This window comes from Roseobacter insulae (genome assembly GCF_019375555.1).
In the GTDB taxonomy this organism is placed as follows: Bacteria; Pseudomonadota; Alphaproteobacteria; order Rhodobacterales; family Rhodobacteraceae; genus Roseobacter; species Roseobacter insulae.
The window spans coordinates 675,001-699,081 of the sequence record NZ_JAHXDN010000001.1; the positions used below are offsets into that span (position 1 = coordinate 675,001).

Here is a 24,081-nt window from a genome sequence, read left to right on the forward strand (position 1 = left end):
CCATTTGTCCGAATTGACCTATGACAATTCGGGGTTTGCGAAAACCACTAGGCTCTGAGCAGGCTTGAAGCTGCTGAAACAGCGTTCAGGAGGCTCCGGATGGATCAAACAATTGACCCGACAACACACCGGGTAGCATCCAGATCTCGGGATCTGGCGATGTCCGCGATCAAGGAAATGTCGATTCGCAGCGCGCAGATACCTGACGCGGCATCGCTTGCCTGGGGGCTGCCGTCATTTCGGACGCCCGAACCGATCCGCGAGGCTGTGGCACAGGCCCTTGAAGGCGACCTCAAGCTGGGCATGTACACGCTGCCCGGCGGGTTGCCGGAAGTATGCGAAGCTGCCGCCGCCGCGCATGAACGCCGGACAGGTCAACGCGTCGATCCCAAGCGCAACATCACGATCACCGCGGGCAACATGGAGGGGCTAAATACGCTCTTCGCTGTGCTGATCGACCCGGGCGACGAAGTCATCGTGACCGATCCGGGCTTTGTCTCCCATATCAGTCAGATCCGCTTCAATGGCGGCATCCCGGTCTATTGGAAGATGCACGAAGATCGCGACTGGGAGCCCGACATTGCCGGGCTGACCGGCCTGGTGGGTCCCCGGACCAAAGCAATTGTTCTGGTCACGCCGTCAAACCCCACCGGCTCTATCCTGTCGGAAGCGGCTTTGCACGCGGTGGCCGAGATCGCCCGCGCCCATGGATTGCTTGTCATTCTCGACGATCCCTACAGCCACTTCATCTACGAAAACCACGCGCGATACTTCAACCTGGCCGCTCTGCCGGAATGCGCGCAGAACATAGTCTATCTGTTCACCTTCTCGAAATGCTACGCGATGAGCGGTTGGCGGGCGGGTTACATGGTAATGCCCGCCGACCTGCGTGCAGATGTCGTGAAGGTTCACGACCTGACGATGATCTGTGCGCCGCGTATATCGCAGATTGCGGCACAGGCCGCCCTGCAGGCGGATCAATCCCATCTTGCCCTGTTCGAGAGCACGCTGGACCGCAGACGTCAGTTGATTTGCGACCGGCTCGACCGGCTGGGCCATGTGTTTCACTACGTGCGGCCGCAAGGCGCCTATTACGTCTTTCCCCGCGTGCTGGTTGCTGCGGACGGTGACGTCAGCTTCGCGCATCAGCTTCTTGATCAGGCGCATGTCGCCGTCACGCCGGGCAGCGCCTTCGGGCCGTCGGGGAAAAATCATGTGCGCATGGCCTTTTGCGTAGAGGACGATGTGATCAACACCGCCTTCGACCGGATGGAGGCCTATTTTGGAACCTAGCCAGACACAGCAAAGCTATCTGCACGGGGTGTCGGACATGTGTCTTGTGGGGCTGACGGTCGGCCAATTGCTTGAACAAAGTGCCGCCAGATATGCCGATAACGATGCCCTGATTGTGCCCTATCAGGGCCTGCGCTGGAGCTACGGGGAACTGAACCGTCAGGCTGATGAGATGGCAGCAGGACTTCTGGCGCTTGGCTTCGCGCCCGGTGACCGCCTGGGGATCTGGGCTCCCAACATGGCCGAATGGGTGGCGCTGCAGTTTGCCACTGCGAAGGCGGGGCTGATCCTTGTGAACATCAACCCGGCCTACCGGCTGGCCGAACTGGAATATGCGCTCACCCAGACCGGGGTGCGAGGTCTGATCACGGTGCCTACCTTCAAGACAAGCGACTACATCGCGATGCTGAATGAGCTGATGCCCGAGCTTGCGGGGTCAAAGCCGGGGCAACTCAAAGCCCAAAAGATCCCCAGCCTGCGCTGGATCATCACGCTGGGAGAGACCGCAACCCCCGGCGCAATAACGCATGAAGAGGTCAGAGCCGGCGCAACCAACGCGACCCGTGTGCAGGTCCAGACACTTGGACTGGCCCTGCAATTCGACGACCCGATCAACATCCAGTTCACTTCGGGCACGACAGGGCGGCCCAAGGCGGCGACGCTGACCCACCACAATATCGTCAATAACGCACTGTTTACGGGTCTGCAGATGAAGCTGAACCATGAGGACCGGATGTGCATCCCGGTGCCGATGTATCACTGCTTTGGCATGGTGCTGGGAACGCTGTGCTGTGTCGCCCATGGCGCGACGATGGTCTTTGCGTCACCCGGGTTCGACGCGGAATCGACGATGCGGGTTGTCGAGACTGAACGCTGTTCGGCGTTGCACGGTGTCCCGACCATGTTCATTGCCGCACTGGATAGCCCGGGCTTTGCGGAGCGCGATCTGACGTCTTTGCGCACGGGTATCATCGCGGGCGCTCCCTGCCCGGCGGAATTGATGAAGCGCATCATGTCCGAGATGCATATGGATCAGATCACCATTGCCTATGGCATGACGGAGACCGGGCCAGTCAGCACGCAGACCACTGTCGATGATCCGGTCGCGCGCAGGGTCGAGACGGTGGGACGGGTGCTGCCGCATACCGAGATCAAGATCGTGGACGACAAGGGCCACATCACGCCGCGCGGCACTCCGGGCGAACTGCTGACCCGCGGTTATTGCGTGATGCCGAAATACTGGAACGATCCCGAAAAAACGGCCAGTGCGATTGACGAGGCCCGCTGGATCGCGAGCGGGGATATCGCCACAGTGGATGACGAGGGGTATTTTCAGATCGTCGGGCGCATCAAGGACATGCTGATCCGCGGCGGGGAGAACATCTTTCCGCGTGAGATCGAGGATTTTCTGTACACCCATCCGGCCATTGAGCAGGTGGAGGTGATCGGCGCGCCGGATCAGAAATATGGCGAGGAAGTCTGTGCCTGGATCAGGCTGCGTGAGGGACACACTGCGACGGAGGAGGAGATCCGCGCGTTCTGCAAAGGTCAGATCGCCCATTTCAAGATCCCCCGGTACATCAGGTTCGTGGATGAATTTCCGATGACGATCACCGGCAAGGTGCAGAAGTTCGTCATGCGCGCGCAAATGGCGCAAGAACTGGAACAGGCAAAGATGGAAGGGACGCAATGACTGGCAGCGCCGCCCTCTCCCCCTCCGAATGCGGCGTCTTTCTGGATGCCGAGGGCAAGGTGCTGCGGGACCTGCCAGACTTCGCGTTGGATTCAGAAACGCTGGTCGCGCTCTATTCCATGATGGTGACAACGCGGGCTTTTGATGCCAAGGCGATTGCACTGCAACGGACCGGACGGCTGGGAACCTATGCCTCCAGCCTCGGGCAGGAAGCAATCAGCGTGGGTGTTGCCAGCGCACTGTCCGAGGCGGACGTGTTCCTGCCGTCGTTCCGTGAACACGGTGGCCAGCTCTGGCGTGGTGTGACGATGCAAGAGCTGTTCCTGTACTGGGGGGGTGACGAACGCGGCAATGACTTTGCAGGGCCACGGCACGACTTTCCCATCTGCATTCCCGTGGCGTCTCAGTTTCCCCACGCCGCCGGGGTTGCACTTGGCTTGCTGCATCAGGGTGCGGGCGGTGTCGCCGTGGCGATTGGTGGCGATGGCGCTACTTCCAAGGGTGATTTCTATGAAGCACTGAACGTGATCGGGGCATGGAATTTGCCGGCGGTTTTTGTGATCAGCAACAACCAATGGGCCATTTCCATGCCGCGTGCCGAACAGACACGGGCCAAAACGCTGGCGCAAAAGGCGGATGCCGTCGGACTACCGGGCGAGGTAGTCGACGGCAATGACGTGATTGCCGTGCGCGACGCCACAAGGCAAGCGCTGGAACGGGCGCGCGCAGGACAGGGCGGAACGCTCATTGAATGCCTGAGCTACCGTTTGAGCGATCACACCACGGCTGATGACGCCAGCCGGTACCGCGATGACGCCGAGGTCAGTCGCCACTGGAAGGCCGAGCCTCTGGTGCGGCTGCGGGCGCATCTGGTGGCCGCACACGGATGGTCCAAGGAAGACGAGGAAAGCCTGCTGCGCGAGAGCCGGTCGGAGACGGAGACCGCGGCGGAGCGGTATCTCGCCACGCCCCCGCAGCCCGCGCGCGCGATGTTCGAGCACCTTTACGCCACGGCCCCGCCCGAGATCGCGGCACTTGCGCAGGAGATGGGCGATGACTGATCTGACAATGATCGACGCGATCCGCAGGGCGTTGTCCCGCGCGCTGGAGGAGGATCCGGATGTCATCCTTTTTGGCGAAGATATCGGTATTGATGGCGGTGTTTTCCGGGCAACAGATGGGCTGATGCAACGTTTCGGGGCTGCGCGGGTGCGGGATACGCCGCTGGCGGAAACGGTGATCGCGGGCATGGCCATCGGGGCCGCCGCGCAAGGCCTGAGGCCCGTGGCAGAGATACAGTTCATGGGTTTTCTGTATTCTGCGATCGACCAGTTGGCCAACCACGCCGCACGGCTGCGCAACCGGACGCGCGGTCGTCTGACCTGCCCGATGGTGCTGCGCGCGCCCTACGGCGGCGGCGTCAGGGCGCCTGAACATCATTCCGAAAGCATGGAGGCGATGCTGGCGCATATTCCGGGCCTGCGGGTCGTTGTGCCCAGTTCTCCGGCGCGGGCCTACGGTTTACTGCTCACCGCGATCCGCGACCCTGATCCGGTGGTCTTTCTTGAGCCCAAGCGCCTGTATCGTGCGCTGAAAGAGCCAGTATCCGAAGATGCAGATGCATTGCCTGTTGATAAGGCACATCTGGTGCACGAGGGCCGCGATCTTACGATCATCGCCTGGGGCGCGATGCTTGCGGACGCACGCACGGCCGCTGAAACTCTAACAGGTCGCGGGGTGTCGCCTGAGCTGATCGACCTGTCGTCACTCAAGCCGATTGACCGGCAAACCATTCGTGCGTCGGTGCGGAAAACCGGGCGATGCGTCATCGTGCACGAGGCCCCGCTGACGGCCGGTCTGGGGGCCGAGATCGCGGCCGATCTGGCCGAACACTGTCTGACCAGCCTGCTTGCCCCGGTGATCCGGGTGACCGGCTATGATACGGTCATGCCCTATGCCCGGCTCGAAGACCGCTACATGCCGGATGCGGCACGCATCGTGGCGGCTGTCCAACAGGTAATGGAGTTCGCATGACTGTATTCACGCTGCCCGATCTTGGTGAAGGTCTGCAGGAGGCCGAAATCGTCGCCTGGCATGTATCGCAGGGGGACCATGTGATGACGGATCAGCCGCTCCTGTCAGTTGAAACCGACAAGGCGGTAGTGGAGGTACCATCGCCCAATTCCGGAACGGTCAAGCAGATCATCGCGCAGGAGGGTGAGGTGATCGCCATCGGCGCGCCGCTCATTGATATCGTCACGGGCACGGCAGACGACAAAGGGGCCATCGTTGGCGAATTGGCGCAGCACACCCTGACGGCAAGCACCGCAAACAAACCTGATGCAGGCGGCACGGCCCCCGCGCCGTCCACGGCAAAGGCTACGCCTGCGGTTCGGCAGTTGGCGCGGGAAAAAGGGATTGATCTTGCCTCGGTGACGGGCAGCGGACCGCGCGGCACCATCCTGTCAAGCGATATACTTGCCGCGGAAACCGGTTCCGGGTCAGGCCAACCCCTGCGCGGTGTGCGCCGGTCCATGGCGCTGGCAATGGCGCGGTCGCGGGACAGTGTTGTGCCCGCAACGGTCACTGATCGCGCCGATATCCACTCGTGGTCCGCAAATGAGGATCCGACCTTGCGGCTGGTACAGGCGCTGGCAGTGGCATGTCGGGCGGAACCCGCATTGAACGCCTGGTTTGACGGCCAGGAACGCCAAGTGCACACGCATGTTGACCTTGCCATCGCCGTGGACACACCCGGGGGCCTGTTTACGCCCGTGCTGCGCGCGGTTCACACCCGCAGCAATCTTTCGACGCGCATTGCCGACTTGAAAGCAGCCGTTGCGGCGCGGACCATTGCCCCTGAGGCATTGCGCGGCGCAACGATAACCCTGTCGAATTTCGGCATGTTGGGCGGTGCCTTCGCGCAATTGGTTGTGACGCCGCCGCAAGTGGCCATCCTCGGCGCCGGGCGAATTGAAGAGGCTTGTGTCGCTCAGGATGGGCAAACGGTGGTACGACGCGTGCTGCCTTTGTCACTGACCTTCGATCACCGCGTGGTGACCGGCGCGGAAGCGGCACGCTTTCTTTGCGCCGCCCGGACTGATCTGGAACGGCCTTCACAGGCGGCAAGGGACTAGATCATGCGGTCGATTTTTGAGTTGGTAGATGACATCGGGCCAGAGAAGATCATCCATGTCAGCAACCACGGTGCCGGGCTGAAGGCCATTGTCGTCATCGACAACATCGCAATGGGTCCCGCCGTGGGCGGCGTGCGCATGGCACCTGACGCCGACCTGATGGAATGCATCCGGCTTGCGCGGGCGATGAGCCTGAAAAACGCAGCTGCCGGATTGCCGCATGGCGGCGGCAAATCCGTGATCATTGCCGACCCGTCGATGCCGGTGCGCGGCAAAGAGAGCCTGATCCGTGCCTTCGCTCAGGCGATCGGCGAGATCACCGACTACATTCCTGGCCCCGATATGGGCACGGATGAAACCTGCATGGCGTGGCTGCGGGATGAAACAGGCCGCGCCGTCGGTTTGCCGCGTGCCATCGGCGGCATTCCACTGGATGAGATCGGTGCCACGGGTCACGGCGTTGCGGTGGCGGCCAAAGCGGCGCAGGCCTTTGGCGGCGTCGCCCTCGAGGGCGCACGGGTGGCGATACAGGGATACGGCGCGGTGGGCAGGCATGCCGCGCATTTTCTTGCCAAGGAAGGCGCGCAAATCGTGGCGGTTGCCGACCGTCATGGGGCTGCCTTCCGTGCGAAGGGGTTTGATCTCGCCCGTCTCGACGCTCTGAAGGCCGACGGGCACGCGGTAACGGAGTATTCCGGTGCCACTGGTGTCGAGAGGGATGCGATCATCACTGCAGATTGTGATATTCTGGTTCCGGCTGCCCGGCCGGACGTGATCAACATCTCTAATGCCGCGGCGATCAGGGCGAAACTGATCGTTGAGGGCGCCAACATTCCGGCGACGGTTGAGGCAGAACGGGCATTGCACAAGCACGGTGTGCTGGTCATTCCGGATGTCATTGCAAATGCGGGTGGCGTTATCTGTGCCGCGGTGGAATATCGCGGCGGGACTGAGCAACAGGCGATGACGACAATCACCGAAAAGATCCGGGAGAATACACGGGAAGTGCTGCATATCGTGAAAGAGAGAGGGGTGTCTCCCCGTGATGCCGCCGGAAAACTGGCTGAAACGCGCCTCAACGAGGCAATGGCGTTTCGACGCATGTTCTGAGGATGCGGTTACGCCAATCGAACATGGTGATCGGGCTTGGCGCGGTCTTTCTACTGGCGCCCTTGATCCTGCAAGCACCCCAGGGCGTGTCCGAGGAAGGCTGGCGGGCCTTGGGCCTCTTGCTTGCCATGGCGCTTTTATGGCTGAGTGGCGCTTTACCGCTGGCGGTCACAGCCCTGTTACCGCTTGCCATAGCCCCACTGCTTGGCATCTCGCCAATGGCCACCGTGGCCGCTTACTACAGCCACCCACTGATCATTCTGTTTCTTGGCGGCTTCCTTCTGGCGAAAGCGATTGAACGATGGGGGCTGCACCGGCGGCTGGCACTTACGCTACTTGGCTATGCCGGGCAAAGCCCTGGACGAATACTCGCCGCAATGATGGCGACAACGGCGTTTCTGAGCCTTTGGGTCAACAACACGTCTTCCGCCATGGTCCTGGCTCCGGTTGCCGGGGCCATCGCTGCATCGCAGCCGGAACATCCGAAATTCGGCGCGGCCTTGATGCTTGGTGTTGCCTTTGCCGCAACGATTGGCGGCATGGGTTCGCTGATCGGCACGCCGCCCAATGCGGTTTTTGCCGCCCATATGAGCGCCACCTACGGGATTGAAATTGGCTTCGCGCAATGGGCGATGGTTGGGCTGCCTACCTCACTCATCCTGCTGACCGTGACCTGGGTCGTATTGGCGCGTGTGTCGCCCGGCACTCCGACGGCAGAGCTGACGATGTCTTTCGATCAGGACATCGGGGCGATGACCTCAGCCGAACGACGGGTTGCAACCGTTGCGGTGCTGACCGCCATGGCATGGATCACCCGCCCTCTGCTTGAAATGGTCGTGCCTTGGGTGTCGCTGACAGACGCCGGGATCGCCATGGTCGCGGCTGTCAGCCTGTTTCTCATTCCTGCCGGAGACCGTGACAAACTACTCGATTGGGATACCGCAAAGACATTGCGATGGGATGTGCTCATTCTGATCGGAGGTGGCCTCGCCCTCGCCGGGCTTGTCGAGCGCACCGGTCTCGCCGCGTGGCTCGGCGGACAAACTCCGGCGCTGCACTATCTGCCCACCCTGGCGTTGATCTTTCTGGTCGCCGCGCTGATCGTCTACGTGGGTGAGCTCGCGAGCAATACTGCGATGGCAGCGCTCTTTCTGCCCATCGCCAGCGCGTCGGCTGTCGCGCTTGAGATCGACCCGGTCACCTTCATTCTGCCCGTTGCGCTTGCGGCTTCCGTAGGTTTCATGCTGCCGGTCGCAACGCCCCCCAATGCGATTGTCTTCAGCTACCCATCCGTTACCCGCACGAACATGCTGCGCGCGGGCGCCCTTCTTGATGTCGCCGGCATCGTGGTGGCTGTGGCCATGGGTGTGCTCCTTGGTCCTTTGGTATTCGGAGAGGTTTCGCCGCCATAGCTCATGAACGGTACCGGATTCAGTGATGGTCAACACGCGCTCTGTCGTATCTCTGCTGATGCCGCTGGCCGCCTATACGGTGTGATGATCTCAAAAAGGAGCCAGTTCGCGTCAAATTGGCACCGACAGGTTGGGAAACGCTGCGCTCCTGAAAGTGGCTTTCTGCCAAGGTCGGCTAGGCGGACTCCTCCATTGACTTTCATCAAGGCTCAACGCGCGAAATCCGCGACAGTGGTCCCGGGTGCGACACCACAAGACAAGAATTCCAGTTTTGAGGACCGCAATGGCACGGAGAACGGCACGGTATTCGGCGATGATCCGCATGGCTGCGGTGCTTGCGCTGATCATGGGCGGGCTGATGGCGGGTCACGCACAGCTGCCCGCACGCCAACAGGCGATCGTTGCCGATCTTAACGGCGCGATCGGGCCAGCGGCAGCGCGGCACGTATCCGACGCGGTTGGTATCGCGCGCGAACGCTCGGCTGAGGTGCTCATCCTGCGCATCAATACGCCCGGTGGGCTGGCAACCAGCATGCGCGACATAATTACCGAAATCCTGGCATCCCCCGTGCCCGTGGTGGGCTTCGTTGCGCCTTCGGGCAGCCATGCTGCAAGTGCCGGTCTCTATGTGCTTTACGCGTGTCACGTCGCGGCAATGGCACCGGGCACCAACACCGGGTCGGCGACGCCCGTGCAAATCGGTGGCCTGCCCATCCCCATACCGCAGAGACCGCAGGACGAGGGCGAGGCCGAAGAACCGGGCGGACAAACCGAAGAGAGGTTGACCGAAGAGAGGTTGACCGAAGAGGGGCCGGACGAAGAGAGCGAGGTCACGAGGCGTCAGCCGGCACAACCCGACGATCCCATGGCGGCGAAGGTCGTGAATGATGCGGTGGCCTATATCCGCAGCCTCGCTCAATTGCGTGGACGCAACGCGGATTGGGCGGAAACCGCCGTGCGCGAGGCCGCGAGTTTGCCTGCGCAAGATGCCTTGCAGGCAAACGTCATTGATCTCATCGCGGGTGATGTCGACGACCTGCTTGCCCAGCTTGATGGGCGAAGGGTTATGGCCGGCGGGATCGCGCGGCAGCTTTCGACAGGGGCGCTGGTGATCGAGCGGGTCGATCCAAGCGTTGTCACGCAACTCCTGCAACTGCTTTCGAACCCGAATGTCGCGTTGCTGCTGATGGTTGTGGGGGTCTATGGGCTGATCTTCGAATTTTCCAACCCCGGCGTCGGACCGGGGATCATCGGTGCGATCTGTCTGGTGCTTGGTCTTTACGCGATAAATCAGCTTCCCGTGAATTACGCGGGTCTTGCGCTCATGCTGCTGGGTGTCGCCCTTATGGTTGCCGAGGCCGTGACACCCACTTTCGGCGTTCTTGGTGTGGGCGGCATCGGCGCATTCTCAATTGGCGCTGCCATTCTGATCGATACCGATGTGCCGGAATATCAAGTGTCCTGGTCAACGATCATGATCACCGCCGTACTCAGCTTCGCGATCCTCAGTCTCTTGTTCGGCTACGTCTGGCGCACCTTCCGCAAACCGGTCCGGACGGGTGCCGCAGCCCTGCGCGGCGCGTCGGCAGAGGTGATAGACTGGACGAACGGTACCGGCCACGTCTGGGCGCAGGGCGAACGCTGGGAGGCTGTCGGACCCCGCAGTCTCAAGCCCGGCGACCGCATCCATGTCGTCGGATTGAAGGGCCTGAGCCTGCAAATCAAGAAAACACCCCGTGACGACGCCAAAGATGGAGAAGACCGATGACACCACCTGTATTCGACCTTGCCGCCTATGGGCTTTTGTTCCTCGTCGTTGCGGGCTTCCTCGCATCGGCGATCAGGATCTTGCGCGAGTACGAACGTGGCGTGCTCTTTACCCTTGGAAGGTTCACCAAGGTTTCGGGCCCGGGGCTGATCATCGTCATCCCGGTAATCCAGCAAATCGTCCGCACCGATCTGCGGACCTTCGTCGAGGACGTGCCGAGCCAGGACGTGATTTCGCGCGACAACGTGTCGGTGAAGGTCAACGCCGTCATCTATTTTCGAATTGTGGACCCCGAGCGCGCTATCATCGCGGTCGCAAATTACCGCGAGGCGACGAGCCAGCTGGCGCAGACCACGCTGCGCTCGGTCCTGGGCAAACATGAGCTGGACGAGATGCTGGCAGAGCGGGACCAGTTGAATGTCGACATTCAGGAAATACTCGACAAGCAGACTGATCCGTGGGGCATCAAGGTCGCCAACGTGGAGATCAAGCACGTGGATATCGACGAGAGCATGGTGCGGGCGATCGCCCGGCAAGCCGAGGCGGAACGGCAGCGCCGTGCCAAGATCATCAATGCGGAGGGAGAACGGCAGGCAGCGGAGAAACTGGTGGAAGCCGGAGAGATCCTCGCAAGCGAGCCGAATTCGATGCAGCTAAGGTATCTCGAAGCGTTGCATGACATCGCCGGTACGAACACGTCGACCGTGGTTTTCCCTGTCCCGATGGACCTGTTGCAAGGGTTGGTGCCCCGGAAGCCTTCGAGGCATATCGCTGACGAGCCCTCATAGGTTCCGGACGTGCATCCACAGTGCGGAATGCGCCAGCCGCACACCGAGGTGCGAAGACCAGCTTTGTAACGCGTGGGCAAGGAGGCAGAATGCGATCCCGAACCGGAAAACCTGATGATGCGCGAATGTATGCCACCGAAATGGAAAGCGTTCTTGCTGTCCCGGAAACGGCGTTCTGGCTGATGTCGTGGAGCCATGGCGCAGCGAGCCACCGCCCAGGCCCGCCGAGCAAAAACATCGCCGAAAGACCGGGAAAGCGGAGTAACGCGAGCTTGATGTTAGAGCTTCTTTTCGCAAGGGACGTGCAGGGCCGTGCAAACAACTTTGACGTCTCTTGCGTCAGCGGAGCCATCGTTTTTGCAATACAGTCAGCACGCGCGCATATCGAGGCCGCACAGCGTCCCTATGGCCTCTTTGACTTGGGTTCCGGAAATGCGGCGACCACTCAACCTGACGCGGTGGCGGTCACGGTGCTGCGCGGTGCCAGACCCGACCTTGCTGCCGGGGCGCTGCCCATAGTCACGGCCCCGACACCCCGGGTTGCAGACGGCGCTGATCACGGTGGGGCCGGACAGAATGAAAACATGGCCGGAGCGCTGCCGTATCTTCCGATGTGTTCCTGGACTGCGCATCCGGCGGAGGTTTGCCTCGGTCTTTGTGAGATCGGGCAGAGCATGGTGACCCGTCATGGCCAAGCCGATGCTGCCGAGTAACCGGGTTTGCGGCCTTCAGAGCTATTTTGAAAAACGCGCGCCTGTTGCACTGACCGAGACCTCGAAATCCTGGGTGTTCCTCACACCCGATCTGGTATTCAAACTCAAGAAGCCGGTGCGCGACGATCTGCAGGATCTCACACCCTTGCAGGCGCGGCACGACAACACGCTGATGGAAATTGATCTGAACCGCCGTCTGGCCCCGCACCTGTACCTCGGAGCAGCGCGTGTGGGGCGCATGCCCGATGGCCGGCTCGTTTTGGATGACCCACGGGCCGAAACGGTGGACTGGATGGTCAAAATGCGCAGGTTGCCCGCGGACCTGATGCTGGACGCCTGTCTGATCGCCGATAAACCGCCAGCGGCCTTGTCGGACGACATTGAAATTTTAATATCCAGGCTCGGGGCGTACTATCGCCAAGCCCCGGCAACGCGTCTGACAGCGGCAGAGCTGATGCCGGTGCAGGAAAACCAGATCAGAATGACGCGGCGTGTCCTGCTGAATACATATTTCAAGGCGCATCACACCCGTTTCAGACGCCTCCTTGATCAGTTCGAAACATTGCTGCCACTGACGCTGGGCCTGTTGGAAACCCGTGTCCGGCAGGGTGCCGTCGTGGAATGTCACGGCGATCTGCGGCCCGAGCATATCTGCCTGACAGACCCGCCGGTTGTGTATGATTGCCTCGAGTTCAGCCGCATCCTCAGGCTGTCTGACCCCTATAGCGAAGCCGTTTTTCTGGGCATGGAATGCGCCATCCTGGGGGCGGACTGGATCGGGCCACGGCTGATCAAAGGCTTGGAAGCGGAGTTTGGCCCGGCACCTGACCCGGACCTTTTGCGGATATACAAAGCACATCACGCCCTGACCCGCGCCCGCCTGTCTTTGGCACATCTGCTTGTCCCGGTGCCGCGCAAACCGTTGAAGTGGGAACCGCTGGGCCTGCGATATGTGGAGATCGCGGAGCACTTAGTGTTCTGATGGCCCGGCAAGCCGACGAATGGCTTGGGCCAATGCCGGTGCTGCGCTGATGCTGATTTGTGCGGTGGCGGGCGTGGCCACGCTGTCAGAGACATAGATGGCCGACAAATCCGGAGACTGAAACAGCGCCGCGGATCCCTCGGTGAAAAGGCCATGAGCAGCAATCGCGATGCAATCCGCCGCCTGATGGGCTCGGCTGACCTCTGCCGCTGTGCGTATTGTGCCGCCGGTCGAAATGATATCGTCTACGATCAGCACCCGTGTTCCGGCAACATCACCAGACAGGGCGCCCCCCGTCCGCACGCCCGCGCTGCGCCGTTTGTCCAGAAAGGCGAACCGGACCGGGCAGTCAAGGCGCGCCTCCAGCCCTTCGCGGAAAATCTGGGCGCGCTTGACGCCGCCGGGATCAGGTGACATCACGCAGAGCGGTTTGTCGGACAGATGTTCCACCACCAGATCGGTAAATACAGCGCCCATTTCCAGGTGCAGCGTCTGGCACCGAAAGGCGTTCTGGAACGCCATGATGTTGTGCACCTCCAGCGTCAAGAGGCGGTCGCAACCCACTGCCTCGATCAGTTGAGCAACATAGCGCAGCGTCAGCGGATCACGCGATTTGGTGCGCCGGTCCTTGCGCGCGTAACACAGGTAGGGCGTGATGATGGTGATCCGGTCGGCACCATGGTCGCGCAGTGTCGCCGTCAGAAAGAGCAAACGGCACAGACGGTCATGAACCGAGTGACGTGCATCCCCATGCAGGCATTGGACGACATAGGCATCCGCTCCCCTGACCGACAGCAGCGGCCGCAGCTTGCCCTCGCCATCCTCGAAGGTGCGATCCTCCAGCGGCGCGAGTGCGACGTCCAGTGCCGCGGCCAACGGGCTTGCGATATGGCGTGCTTCGGGCAGGACGAAGATCAGCATGGCATCAGGCTTTCGCGCGCGGAGCAAAATGGTCGATGGCGGCACGGACTTCGGCATCGGTTGTCTGCGGGAATGACCGGTAGGCTCCTCCAACCGCCCCAAAATACCTCAGATCACTCAGGCATATGATGTCATCAGCGAGGTCATGCAGCTGTTCCGCGAGGTCTTGGGGTCCGACCGGAAGGGCGACGATGACGCGCTTTGGCTCTGCGGTCTGAACCGCCGCGAGGCTGGCGCGCAGTGTCGCACCGGTGGCGACGCCATCGTCCACAACCACCACCGTTTTGCCCTTGAGAGCCAATGGCGTGCGGCCGTGAAGATAGCTTTGCCGCCTGCGGGCGATCTCGGGCAAGAGCAGATATCCCCTCTCCTCCACATCCTGACGCGACAGGCCGAAATGCCGGGCAACGCTTTCGTTCACGGTAACCTGCGGTGCATCGCCGTTGGTGATCGCGCCCACCGCCAGTTCCGGCTGACCGGGCGCACCGATCTTGCGCACAAGGACCAGATCAAGCGGCAGATCATACGCAGCACATATCTCGACGGCGACTGGCACGCCGCCACGCGGCAGGGCGATGACAACTGTTTCGGCCGGGTCGAGTGCGGGCAGGGCATCCGCCAGCCGCCGCCCGGCCTCGGTTCGATCCTTGAAAACCACTGGTTGACTGGACATGAGACACCTCGTTTTTTCAGGAGATTACGGCGCAAGACATCCCGTGGGTTTGAGCAATCTCAATTTGAAAGAACGCTGACCATCTCAGCAGAGACCAGTGCTAAGGCGCATGTTGGGCGGCCTTATCGGATTGACCGATATCAACCACGGTTCAGATCGAGACAGCAGACTGCGCACATTCAATAAACTTCGAGAAAGGTGCAGAGCATGGAAAATGTTGAGAGACTGCTGAAAGGGACTGTCGAAGAGCTGGACCGCTTGCTGAACGCCAGGAATGTGCTTGGCGATCCGATCGAAAAGGGCAGCGCCACGGTTATCCCGATCGTCAGTTACGGGTTCGGATTTGGCGCCGGCGGTGGCGAAAGCACCAAGACGGGTGACGGGGCGGGCACCGGTGCAGGCGGTGGCATCAAGCCGCAGGGCGCGATTATCATTGATGACCATGGCGCGCGCGTTGAATCGGTTCAGGGGGCAATGACCACGTTTGCCGAAGTGCTGGGTACAACGGCTGGAAAGGCAATCGACAAGGTCGCCGACAGTGCGAAAGCCAAGGGCGAAAAAACCTGAGCGGCGGCGATGTCGATTGTCGGTGCGATATTGATTTGGCTGCTGATTGGAGCGCTGGCGCTGATTTTGCTTGCGGGCGTCCTGCCGCTGCGGATCGAACTTGCCCTGCACAAGCGGGAAGCGTGGGTCTATTCGGCAAAGCTGTATCTTTTTGCCGGATATGGGCCCCGGGTCTTACTGGCCGACAGTCGCAAGAAGTCCAAAGCCACAGATCGGGAGGCCGCAAAGAAGGGCCGCAAAAGCAGCTTTGACTGGCAGGGCGACCCCCTTCGGTTTCTGCGCGCCATCCTCAGGCTTCTGGCTCGCATGTTGAAGCATGTGCATGTTGATCATGCCAAGATCGACATGGCCTTTGGCCTTGGTGATCCGGCGGATACGGGTCAAGCTTTCGGGTTGCTGGCCCCTGTGGTGTACGGCTGCAAGCGTCTGCGAAGGGTGCAGGTTCACGTCGAACCTGTCTTCCACAACACCGTTCTCAGGGGGCGTGCGGACCTGAACATTTCGCTGGTCCCGGTTTTTCTTCTGCTGCCGCTGGTGCGTTTCGGCTGGTCCGTCTTTGGCCCGAACACATGAGCTGGACAATCGATCATCCACGGCGCATCGGGGATCAGATCATCGCCGCAGTGACCAAACAATGGATCGTGGTTGAAACCGCCGGTCCTGCCATCATCGGAACCGCACAAAAACAGCCGCTGGTCATTCTGCATCTCCAGAACGGTGTGGTCACGGCGACGGATGTTGCCGGACATGTCTATGACGCCGATGAGATCGAACGGCGATATCCCGGCGCCATCTTGCGGCTCCAGTCTTTGATGGGAGAGTACGGGTAATCGTTTCACGGCCCCGTCTGAAAGTCCGATGATGGTATGTGGTCATCCCCGATGCGCACCTCAAGGACCGAATCCGCCTGCGCCATTCCCTTGCGGCAAGGCCCTGCAACCTGCTTCGGCTTCTCGGGAATTCACTGCTTGGTCGCCAATCCGATCTGCCATCTTCCTGACGATAACGGCTGACATCCGTATTGGGGGGAAGAATCAGAAGAGGGTGCGGTCGGCATCAAGCCTACCAGCCGACATCCCCACCGATCAAGCCGCCAAACCTACGAAACCGTATGGGCCTAAATGAGGGCGCTGTCCCGGCACGTTTTGGTCTATGATCGTTTTGTTTGTGCGGACAAATCGCAGCGCGCCCTTCTGCCAAGTGCAGAATGGTGACGCGGGTGAGACTTCGGCGAAGGAGAGCAGATGGCACACTCTGGTACTGGTACGGGTCAGCTCAGGCGGTCAATCGGGCTGACCGGCCTCGTGTTATATGGACTTGGCGTCACGATCGGGGCGGGGATCTACGTTCTGGTCGGCGAGACCATCGTGCGCGCGGGGCCATACGCACCCGCAGCATTCCTACTCTCGGCCTTCGTGATGGGGTTCACTGCCGCGTCATTTGCCGAGTTATCCGGGCGCGTGCCGCAGGCCGCGGGCGAAGCGGTGTATGTCGAAAAGTCATTTGGCTTTGCGTGGCTGACGGTTGCTGTCGGCCTCGCCGTTCTGGCGGAGGCGGTGATTGCGGCCGCTGCCATCGCGGTGGGATCCGCAGGCTATGTCGCCGAGCTGATCGCGCTTCCCCGGGAAGTGCTGGTTGCCTGCATCGTGCTTTCGATGGCAACGATCGCTGCATGGGGTATCCGGGAATCCGTGGCCATCGCGGGGGCCATGACGCTTGTGGAAGTCGCTGGCCTTCTCATCATCATCGCGCTGGGTCTTGTTCATGATCCGGGCAGCATCGGTGCTTTGCCGCGATCGCTTGCACCGCCGCCCGGTGACTGGCCGGCCCTGTCCGGTGTGTTGGCCGCCAGCATGATTGCCTTTTTCGCTTTCATTGGGTTTGACGACATCGTCAACCTTGTCGAGGAAGCCAGGAACCCGCGAAAGATGATGCCATGGGCCATTGCCATAACGCTGCTGGTGGTGACAGTGCTTTATGTCATGGTCTCTTTTGTCGCCACGCAAAATGTCTCGGTCGACGAGATGGCCGGCACATCTGCCCCGATCAGCCTGTTATTTGAACGCCTGACCGGGTTGCCGCCGCTTGCGATCACCCTGATTGCGATTATTGCCACCATGAACGGCGTCGTGATCATCCTGATCATGGCTGCCCGCGTCACCTATGGCATGGCGCGGGCGGGGCGGTTGCCCGCCTGGATCGGCGCCGTGTCACCGCGTACGCAAACGCCGGTTCGGGCGACGGTCCTTATTGCCACGCTGGTTTTGGGTCTGGCGATCTTCACGCCGCTGGACACCCTCGCAGAAACCTCTTCCGAAGTTCTGTTGACGGTCTTTGCGGTTATCAATCTGGCGCTGGTGTGGTTCAAGCTGAAGGGCGTGCCCGCACCCGAAGGTGCCTTCACGGTGCATATCGCGTTCCCAATTGCGGGAGCGCTGTTTTGTCTCGCCCTCGTGGTCGGCGCAACGTTCGCGGGCGGCTGACATCAGATACCCTCGCAAGCGGATCATGGACCGTCGCGCCCGCTGCGGATACACTCGCTCTCACCAGACTGGAAATGCCCGCGTCAGGATATCGATTGTTGCAAGACCAAACACCTAACTCCGACGAGGTTTCGCCCGCCGCCACTGATGATGTTCGCGCCTTTCTGGAGAACCTGACCGGCCCGTCGCGTGGCCGCATCATGTGGCTGTCGTCAGATCGCTCGCAGGTCAGCGTGGATGAAGACCGTGCGCTGCTGATAACCCACGGCACCGGCAACAGGCCGGACCGGGAGACCGCTGCCCGACTGACGTGGTCAGGTGAGACATACGAGATCGAAGCGTTGCCGGACAATGACATCTGGGTGAACGGGCGCAAGATCGGCGCGGCGCACCTGCTCCACGGGGACATGATCGAATTTGGGGAGCACGGGCCGATGTCTCGGTTTCGCCTCTGCCGCCAGTCTTTCCCGACGCGCTGGCCGGTCGAGGAAATCCTGAGCGACGCCGTGGCCTACGCGCGCACCAGTCGGCGGCCTTTCGGGTCCCGCCTGTCCAATGCGCTGGTCGAGAGCGTCCGAAGGATATTGCTGGAAACATCGGTTCTGTTCCGCGTTACGGTGATCTTCGTGCTGATTGTGCTGACCACATTTGTCGCGATGCAGTACCGCAGTGACCAGATTTTTCAGGAGAGCATCGACAGGGAGGCCCGGCGGCTCGAAGCTGTCGCCATAGCGCTTGCGCAAACCCGTCAGGAGGCGCTGAGCGCCGATGAGCTTGCTGCATTGCGCGACCAGCTCGATCTGCAGCTCAGCACCAATGCCGAGCGCCTCGCCACGCTTGAACGACGCTTAAGCGCGTCTGCCCGCGTCATCCGCGAGTCGACCGCCTCTGTCGCCTTTCTGCAAGGCGCATACGGGTTGCGGCAGGAAGAAAGCGGGAAAATGCTGCGCCACGTTCTGGGACCCGACGGCGCGCCCCTGCAGACGCCTTTCGGCAAGCCGGTTGTCGATGTCGATGGAAATGGCAAACCCGTTGAGTTTCAGTTCACCGGCACGGGCTTCCTGCTCGAAGGAAACGGGCTGCTTGTCACCAACCGGCATGTTGCCCTGCCTTGGACAACGAGCGACAAGCTGACCGCGTTTCGAAGCAGCGGGTTCGCCCCCGAGATGCTGCAGCTCATTGCCTATTTTCCAGGCCTGACCGAGCCGGTCGAGGCTTCCTTCCTGGGCGCCAGCGATACGGCTGATCTGGCCCTGTTGACCGTGACGCCCTCCGCAACGACAGGCCGCGGGCTGACACTCTCGCAGACCGTGCCCGATATTGGCGACGAAGTGATCGTCATGGGCTTTTCCACCGGGTTGCGCGCCCTTATTGCACAGGCGGGGCGCGATTTTCTCACCGCGCTTCAGGAAACGGGTGAGACGGATTTCTGGACCGTGGCCACGCGCCTGTCAGAGCAGGGCAGAATTGCGCCTCTCGCAAGTCGGGGCATCATCGCGCAGATCACCGCAAAGGCAGTCATTTACGACGCAGAAACCACGGTTGGCGGAAGCGGGGGGCCGGCGCTGGATCGCAATGGTCAGGTTGTCGCGGTGAACGCGGCGATCCTGCCGGAATTCGGGGGTGCGAATATTGGTGTCCCAGTCCAGGAAGTACATCGCTTGCTGACCACCACGGCGGGCAAATGACACCGCCGTACTATTCGCTCGTGCGATAGGGTGATGCCTGCACGACAAGGACGATCAGAAGCGGCACGGCAACCGTGATCCCGCCCACAACGATCAACAGATACCCCAGCTGAGAATAATCCGCCCCCGAGATTTGTTCGCCTGTCACGGGATCGACGGACGCCCGGGTGACGAGAAACACCTTGTTGAGGTATTTCGTGCCCAGGCTGCTTGCCGACAGGGCCATGTTGGTAAACGATGCCATCACTGCAAAGAATGTGGCTTTCAGATGGGGCGGCGCATTGCGCGCGATCCAGGCGAGCATGGGTACCATGGCAATCTGGGCCAAAGGCGACTCGATTGCAGTATCCAGTATGGCGATAAACCGGGCATCCACGATGCCGCCCGTTCGCGCCGCCGTCCACTCATGCACTCCATAGTAAAGCCCGATATTCGGGAGCGACAGAATGCCTGTTGCGATGGTGAGCAGCACCACGATGTAGGCAATCGACCGCTTTGCCATCAGGGGTCTCAGGATGATCAGGCCAACCAACGCAAGCAGGGAGGTAATGAGGGACAGGACCGACAGGAACTGTTCGTCAAAACCGAGATTGTCGATCTCGAACCATGTCAGGCCCGGCCCCGGCAAGGGCACGGCCCGGAATACAAAGATGATCGTGGCGGTGCCAATCAGAACGCGGGCAGCGTCGGGATCGAGGTTTTTGAGCAATTGTCGGATCAAATACAGAATGATGGACAGCGAGGCGACAAAGACAGTTTCCTGCGCATACTCCAGGTCCGAGGTGCCCAGAACGAGGCTGAGAACGACAAACGCCAATCCGCCGCCCAGTATCTGCCAGTCGACCTCGGTCTCGCCTTTCGGACCGGTCTGTTGCAGGCCCCGGGCGGCGCGCCGGCGCTGAACAATCGTGTGCAGCACCACGCCGCTCACCGAGATCACGGGGATGATAAGAGCAATCAGGTAGACTCGTGCATAAAGCCCTAATCGCGCCTCGCGCGCCAGGGCTTCGGTATCTGCGAATATCCAGATGTTCACCGATGCCACCGACACGAAACCCGAAATGATTGCGATCCGGCCCAGCGTCTGCATTGTGGTGTGCATCGCGCGCGACTGCGTTTCGCCGTAGGGCTGTCCGGCGTCGTCGGTGCGCGGCACAGCCTCGACCGTCATCGCATCGGCGACCACATCCTGAATTGCATATCCCGATGGGGCCAGCAGCAGCGCAATGATGTACCACGTCTCCAGCGGAAAGACCGCGCGCATATTGTCGGGTCGCGACACCAATCCGAACATGATCAGCAACGACAGCGCGATCAGCCCCGCCCCGACCAGGATCAACACTGCCTTCCAGCGCCAGAAAAGGTCAACGACATGCCCAAGCGGCAGTTTCAGGATCCACGGCAGGCCCGCCCAAAATGCCAGACCCGCGATAAATGCAGCCGACAGGTCCAGATATTCTTTGAGGAAGAAAGCACCCACGACGGATGTCAGACCCGACACACCAGCCGCGAAATAGACCATGAGCGGCGGCAGAAATGACCAGCGCATCTGTCGTACAAGATCGAGAATCACCCGCTGAAACCAGGTGCCTTCATCATCCGAATTGTGTTCGTCTTGCCAGGTCACTCGATGGTCTCGGTATTCTTGCCTGCGGATGCGTGCGTACCTGGCGTCGGCATCCGGACAGGTTGCATCGTCACCCAGCAGCATACGCCGGTTTTTGGCTCAGAGTTGTAAAAAACGTACCTGACGTCCGAGCTGCCATCAGATCACCCGCGCGGGTCGTCACGGAATCGCTGTGATTGGCCCGTATGATCGGTGCGCTCAAAAAAGCAGCTATACCACGGAGTTGTCACGGCAGAACCGACGCCAGAAGCCCGACAAGACTGATCGCATGGCAAATGCAGGACACACGTGCCGAACGCTGGCCGGTCACGCCAGAGGGTCGGATGAACACCCGCTCCGCGGCAAGGGTGGCCTTTCGTACCTTAGGAGCCAGCAATTGCTGTGAGGGCACGCGCCCAGTCGCTTGGACCGCGCGGCATTCAACATGGCCCTTACAAGTCTTGGACTTAAGTCCATAGAAAAATCAGGTATAGCGGGGCATCAGGAGGTGGTGAAAATGATGCCTGGCAGTTTCATGCGCCTGTTCCACTCATTGTCGATCCAGTTTCTCGCGGCTGGCGGATTGGTGATGGCTGTGGCGGCTTATTCTGTCGGCACCTGGGTATCTGACCGTATTGAGCGGGGGGTCGTTCAGAATTCCGGCGCCTCTGCCGCGTTTTACATCGAAAGCCTGATCCCGAGCCAGACCGCGACGGGTGACGGCGAAATGGCAGTGTCGGATGCGGCACGCCTGGCGCTTCGCAAGGCCTTTGGTGAAGGTATCCTGAGCGAGCAGGTCGTCACCTACAACATCTGGAGTGAGGATGGCGACGTGCTGGATTCCTACCGGCCCGAACTGCGCGGCAGAAAATACAAGCCCTCTGAGGCGCTGCTCAAGGCGTGGTCCGGTAGCGTCGTTTCCCAGTTCCAGACCATCGAAGTACAGGCCGATCATCCTGAAAGCACATTGGGCGTTCCATTGCTGGAGGTTTACGCTCCCATTCGGGATGCGAACACCGGGCAGGTTCTGGCGGTTGTCGAGTTCTATCAGCGGGCAGAAGACCTCGCGGCAGAGCTTGACGCGGCAAGGCGCGACAGCTGGATGCTGGTGCTGCAGATCTTCGGCCTCAGCGGGGCGCTGCTTTTTGTGATCGTGCACGCGGGCAGCCGTCGGATCGAGCGTCAGCGCGCGCAACTGACGGCGCAACTGGCTGAGAGCCAAAGACTGTCGGAGCATAACGCGGCATTGCGGGAACGCGTCACGCGTGCTGCCCAGCGGTCCACGGCGCAATCGGAGAAGATCATGCAGCGCATAGGCCAGGATCTTCACGACGGCGTTGCACAGCATCTGTCGCTGGCGTGCCTCAGGCTCGAAGGCGTGGAACTGGGGCCATCACGGGATGCCGAGACGGTGACCACAGCACTGTCGAACGCAATGACGGAATTGCGCGCAATATCCCGCGGCCTCGCGCTTCCCGACCTCGCGACGCTCAGTCTTAACGGCTGCGTGGCCCGGGCAATCGCCGACCACAACAAGAGCTTTGGATCAAATGCGGCGTTGGCCGGCGAGATACTGGGGAGCCTTCAGGTTCCCTACGCGGTCAAGCTCTGCGTTTACCGCTTCCTTCAGGAAGCCCTGTCCAACGCCCATCGTCATGCCCAGGCGACATCGATCGAGGTGCGGACTGCTCTTGTGGCGGATGAGGTGGAAATTACCGTCTCTGACGATGGCAAGGGTTTCGAGCCGCAGGTGCAGGCAGGACTGCGAGACGATGGGGGGCAGGGGTTGCTCGGGCTTGCGGATCGGGCCGCCACCCTCAACGGGCGGATCGAGATCGACTCAGCGCAGGGCAGCGGCACCAAGATTCGGCTGCTCTTGCCCATGGGGGAAGATACATAATGACCATTCGCATTCTGGTCGCCGATGACCATCCGATTTTCCGCGACGGACTTGTAAAGAGCCTTGAGGAAACCGGCGATTTCCGGGTTGTCGCTACGGCGGCTTCCGCCGAAGAAGCGGTGTTGCTGGCCGATCAGAAACATCCTGACATTGCCCTTCTTGATTTGTCGATGCCGGGCGGCGGTCTCTCGGCGGTCAGGAAGATATCGGCAGAGGGCACTGTAAAACACATCGCCATGCTCACGGTGTCGGAAGAAGATGAGAACGTGGCGGATGCGCTTCGCTTTGGCGCGATCGCCTATATTCTGAAAGGCGTATCGGCGCGCGAACTACGCAATGTGCTCACGGGCGTGGCGAAGGGTGAGCCGCATGTCTCTCCTGCTCTGGCATCAAAAGTGCTGACATTCATGTCTCAGGCCGATCAGAATAAACCCGCGTCACCGGTGGATGATCTGACAAAGCGGGAGGAGGACATCCTGCGATTGGTTGCAAAGGGACTGAGCAACAAGGAAGTTGCCGCAGATCTCGGCCTGCAGGAAAAGACCATCAAGCATTACATGACGGTCATCATGGGCAAGCTGCATGCCCGCAACCGGGTCGAGGCTGCGTTGATTGCGCATAAGGCCTGGCGTGACGAGGAATAGGCGCTGGTCTGTTCAGGCAGTTTGCTTCGTAGCCGGACCGCCGTGGCAGGCTTTCAGGGTCTCCGCGCGCGTCTTAAGCGCGGAAAGTCGCGTTGAAAGCGACCGTCACCCGGTTCTCATCCGTCTGGTTTGGATAGACCCAGTGGACAAGGTAGGACGGGAAGAGGATCAGTTCACCCGGCTCTGGCCGGAGCGATTTCTTGGCGCTGAACGCGGGTGCCTTGAGAAGACGCCAATTGGGCAGATCGGTCCGTGGATTGAGGAATTCGATCTTTCCTGACTTCCCGGTTTCGACCTCGGGCTGGGACACGTAGTACACACCCGACCAATGTGCGCCCGGATGTGTATGCGGCGCATTCATGCCGCCGGGGGGATTGGTGTTCATCCAGGCGAACATCTTGAGCTTATAGATTTTCGGGTCGACTTTGGTGTTTATCCGGGCCGTCGCCTCGAGAACGGCATTTTCCGCAGCAGCTTTCAGCCTTTGGATGCAGGGCGTTGTGTCTGCAAACAGGTTACCGGCAGAATGCCACCCGCCGTGATTGGACTTTTCCACGCCTTCGCTTTCCGCCCGCAAACGCTTTTCCTCGCCAAGCAGGGCCGCGTTCAACGCCGCCGCGTCCGCGACGCGAAAGCGAAACAGGGGCGTCGAGAACAGCTTTTCATATTTGGTCTGTTCGATGAGTTCCATTTTGATCCACAC

22 protein-coding genes are annotated in these 24,081 nt (G+C 60.9%); 18 read left to right on the plus strand and 4 right to left on the minus strand.

Features of this window, described 5'->3' with window-relative positions:
- Positions 1 to 99: 99 nt before the first annotated feature.
- From KX928_RS03300 to KX928_RS03350, 11 genes are all read left to right on the plus strand, one after another.
- Positions 100 to 1,293 (plus strand): pyridoxal phosphate-dependent aminotransferase, encoded by a 1,194-nt coding sequence (locus tag KX928_RS03300; RefSeq protein WP_219498886.1) that lies wholly within the window; start codon positions 100 to 102, stop codon positions 1,291 to 1,293.
- Positions 1,283 to 2,986, plus strand: a complete 1,704-nt coding sequence (locus tag KX928_RS03305; protein WP_257883496.1) for an AMP-binding protein — start codon at positions 1,283 to 1,285, stop codon at positions 2,984 to 2,986. The genes KX928_RS03300 and KX928_RS03305 overlap by 11 nt, the downstream gene beginning before the upstream one ends.
- Positions 2,983 to 4,047, plus strand: coding sequence for a pyruvate dehydrogenase (acetyl-transferring) E1 component subunit alpha (pdhA, locus tag KX928_RS03310; RefSeq protein ID WP_219498889.1), 1,065 nt, complete (start codon positions 2,983 to 2,985; stop codon positions 4,045 to 4,047). The genes KX928_RS03305 and pdhA overlap by 4 nt, the downstream gene beginning before the upstream one ends.
- Positions 4,040 to 5,020, plus strand: coding sequence for an alpha-ketoacid dehydrogenase subunit beta (locus KX928_RS03315; protein ID WP_219498892.1), 981 nt, complete (start codon positions 4,040 to 4,042; stop codon positions 5,018 to 5,020). The genes pdhA and KX928_RS03315 overlap by 8 nt, the downstream gene beginning before the upstream one ends.
- Entirely contained in the window at positions 5,017 to 6,123 is a 1,107-nt protein-coding gene (locus KX928_RS03320) for a dihydrolipoamide acetyltransferase family protein (protein WP_219498895.1), read from the plus strand. Before KX928_RS03315 ends, KX928_RS03320 begins: the two co-directional genes overlap by 4 nt.
- Before the next feature lie 3 nt (positions 6,124 to 6,126).
- Positions 6,127 to 7,233, plus strand: coding sequence for a Glu/Leu/Phe/Val family dehydrogenase (locus tag KX928_RS03325; RefSeq protein WP_219498897.1), 1,107 nt, complete (start codon positions 6,127 to 6,129; stop codon positions 7,231 to 7,233).
- A gap of 2 nt (positions 7,234 to 7,235) precedes the next feature.
- Entirely contained in the window at positions 7,236 to 8,645 is a 1,410-nt protein-coding gene (locus KX928_RS03330) for an SLC13 family permease (protein WP_219498899.1), read from the plus strand.
- A gap of 283 nt (positions 8,646 to 8,928) precedes the next feature.
- Positions 8,929 to 10,413 carry an NfeD family protein gene (locus KX928_RS03335; RefSeq protein WP_219498901.1) on the plus strand — a complete coding sequence of 495 codons (1,485 nt, stop codon included), beginning with the start codon at positions 8,929 to 8,931 and terminating at the stop codon, positions 10,411 to 10,413.
- Entirely contained in the window at positions 10,410 to 11,201 is a 792-nt protein-coding gene (locus KX928_RS03340) for a slipin family protein (RefSeq protein WP_219498904.1), read from the plus strand. The genes KX928_RS03335 and KX928_RS03340 overlap by 4 nt, the downstream gene beginning before the upstream one ends.
- A gap of 275 nt (positions 11,202 to 11,476) precedes the next feature.
- On the plus strand, positions 11,477 to 11,914 hold the full coding sequence (locus KX928_RS03345; RefSeq protein ID WP_219498907.1) for a hypothetical protein: 438 nt from the start codon (positions 11,477 to 11,479) through the stop codon (positions 11,912 to 11,914).
- Positions 11,889 to 12,896, plus strand: coding sequence for a hypothetical protein (locus KX928_RS03350; RefSeq protein ID WP_219498910.1), 1,008 nt, complete (start codon positions 11,889 to 11,891; stop codon positions 12,894 to 12,896). Before KX928_RS03345 ends, KX928_RS03350 begins: the two co-directional genes overlap by 26 nt.
- Here the strand turns inward: KX928_RS03350 and KX928_RS03355 are convergent.
- The gene (locus KX928_RS03355; protein ID WP_219498913.1) at positions 12,885 to 13,817 is read right to left on the minus strand and encodes a ribose-phosphate diphosphokinase; all 933 of its coding nucleotides are present in this window, start codon (positions 13,815 to 13,817) and stop codon (positions 12,885 to 12,887) included. The two genes, KX928_RS03350 and KX928_RS03355, sit on opposite strands and share 12 nt — an antisense overlap.
- A gap of 4 nt (positions 13,818 to 13,821) precedes the next feature.
- Positions 13,822 to 14,490, minus strand: coding sequence for a phosphoribosyltransferase (locus KX928_RS03360; protein ID WP_219498916.1), 669 nt, complete (start codon positions 14,488 to 14,490; stop codon positions 13,822 to 13,824).
- A gap of 207 nt (positions 14,491 to 14,697) precedes the next feature.
- On the opposite strand from KX928_RS03360, the gene KX928_RS03365 reads away from it, so the two are divergent.
- The 5 genes from KX928_RS03365 to KX928_RS03385 all read left to right on the plus strand — a co-directional run bounded on the left by KX928_RS03365 (position 14,698) and on the right by KX928_RS03385 (position 19,228).
- Positions 14,698 to 15,057, plus strand: coding sequence for a GerW family sporulation protein (locus tag KX928_RS03365; protein WP_219498920.1), 360 nt, complete (start codon positions 14,698 to 14,700; stop codon positions 15,055 to 15,057).
- A gap of 9 nt (positions 15,058 to 15,066) precedes the next feature.
- Positions 15,067 to 15,630, plus strand: a complete 564-nt coding sequence (locus KX928_RS03370) for a DUF2953 domain-containing protein (RefSeq protein ID WP_219498923.1) — start codon at positions 15,067 to 15,069, stop codon at positions 15,628 to 15,630.
- Positions 15,627 to 15,887, plus strand: a complete 261-nt coding sequence (locus KX928_RS03375; protein WP_219498925.1) for a hypothetical protein — start codon at positions 15,627 to 15,629, stop codon at positions 15,885 to 15,887. The genes KX928_RS03370 and KX928_RS03375 overlap by 4 nt, the downstream gene beginning before the upstream one ends.
- Before the next feature lie 414 nt (positions 15,888 to 16,301).
- The gene (locus KX928_RS03380) at positions 16,302 to 17,540 is read left to right on the plus strand and encodes an APC family permease (protein WP_219498927.1); all 1,239 of its coding nucleotides are present in this window, start codon (positions 16,302 to 16,304) and stop codon (positions 17,538 to 17,540) included.
- Positions 17,541 to 17,638: 98 nt separating this feature from the next.
- On the plus strand, positions 17,639 to 19,228 hold the full coding sequence (locus tag KX928_RS03385) for a trypsin-like peptidase domain-containing protein (RefSeq protein WP_219498930.1): 1,590 nt from the start codon (positions 17,639 to 17,641) through the stop codon (positions 19,226 to 19,228).
- A 10-nt stretch (positions 19,229 to 19,238) separates the two neighbouring features.
- Here KX928_RS03385 and KX928_RS03390 read toward each other — a convergent pair whose 3' ends face one another.
- A complete protein-coding gene (locus KX928_RS03390) occupies positions 19,239 to 20,777 on the minus strand; it encodes an MFS transporter (protein ID WP_257883578.1) in 1,539 nt (512 codons plus the stop codon).
- A gap of 574 nt (positions 20,778 to 21,351) precedes the next feature.
- Here KX928_RS03390 and KX928_RS03395 point away from each other — a divergent pair.
- Together KX928_RS03395 and KX928_RS03400 are read left to right on the plus strand one after the other, a co-directional pair.
- Positions 21,352 to 22,734 (plus strand): sensor histidine kinase, encoded by a 1,383-nt coding sequence (locus tag KX928_RS03395; RefSeq protein ID WP_219498935.1) that lies wholly within the window; start codon positions 21,352 to 21,354, stop codon positions 22,732 to 22,734.
- Complete coding sequence (locus tag KX928_RS03400) at positions 22,734 to 23,378, plus strand: response regulator (RefSeq protein WP_219498938.1); 645 nt, start codon at positions 22,734 to 22,736, stop codon at positions 23,376 to 23,378. Before KX928_RS03395 ends, KX928_RS03400 begins: the two co-directional genes overlap by 1 nt.
- A 73-nt stretch (positions 23,379 to 23,451) precedes the next feature.
- On the opposite strand, the gene KX928_RS03405 is transcribed toward KX928_RS03400, so the two are convergent.
- Complete coding sequence (locus KX928_RS03405) at positions 23,452 to 24,069, minus strand: TIGR02466 family protein (RefSeq protein ID WP_219498940.1); 618 nt, start codon at positions 24,067 to 24,069, stop codon at positions 23,452 to 23,454.
- Positions 24,070 to 24,081 lie beyond the last annotated feature (12 nt).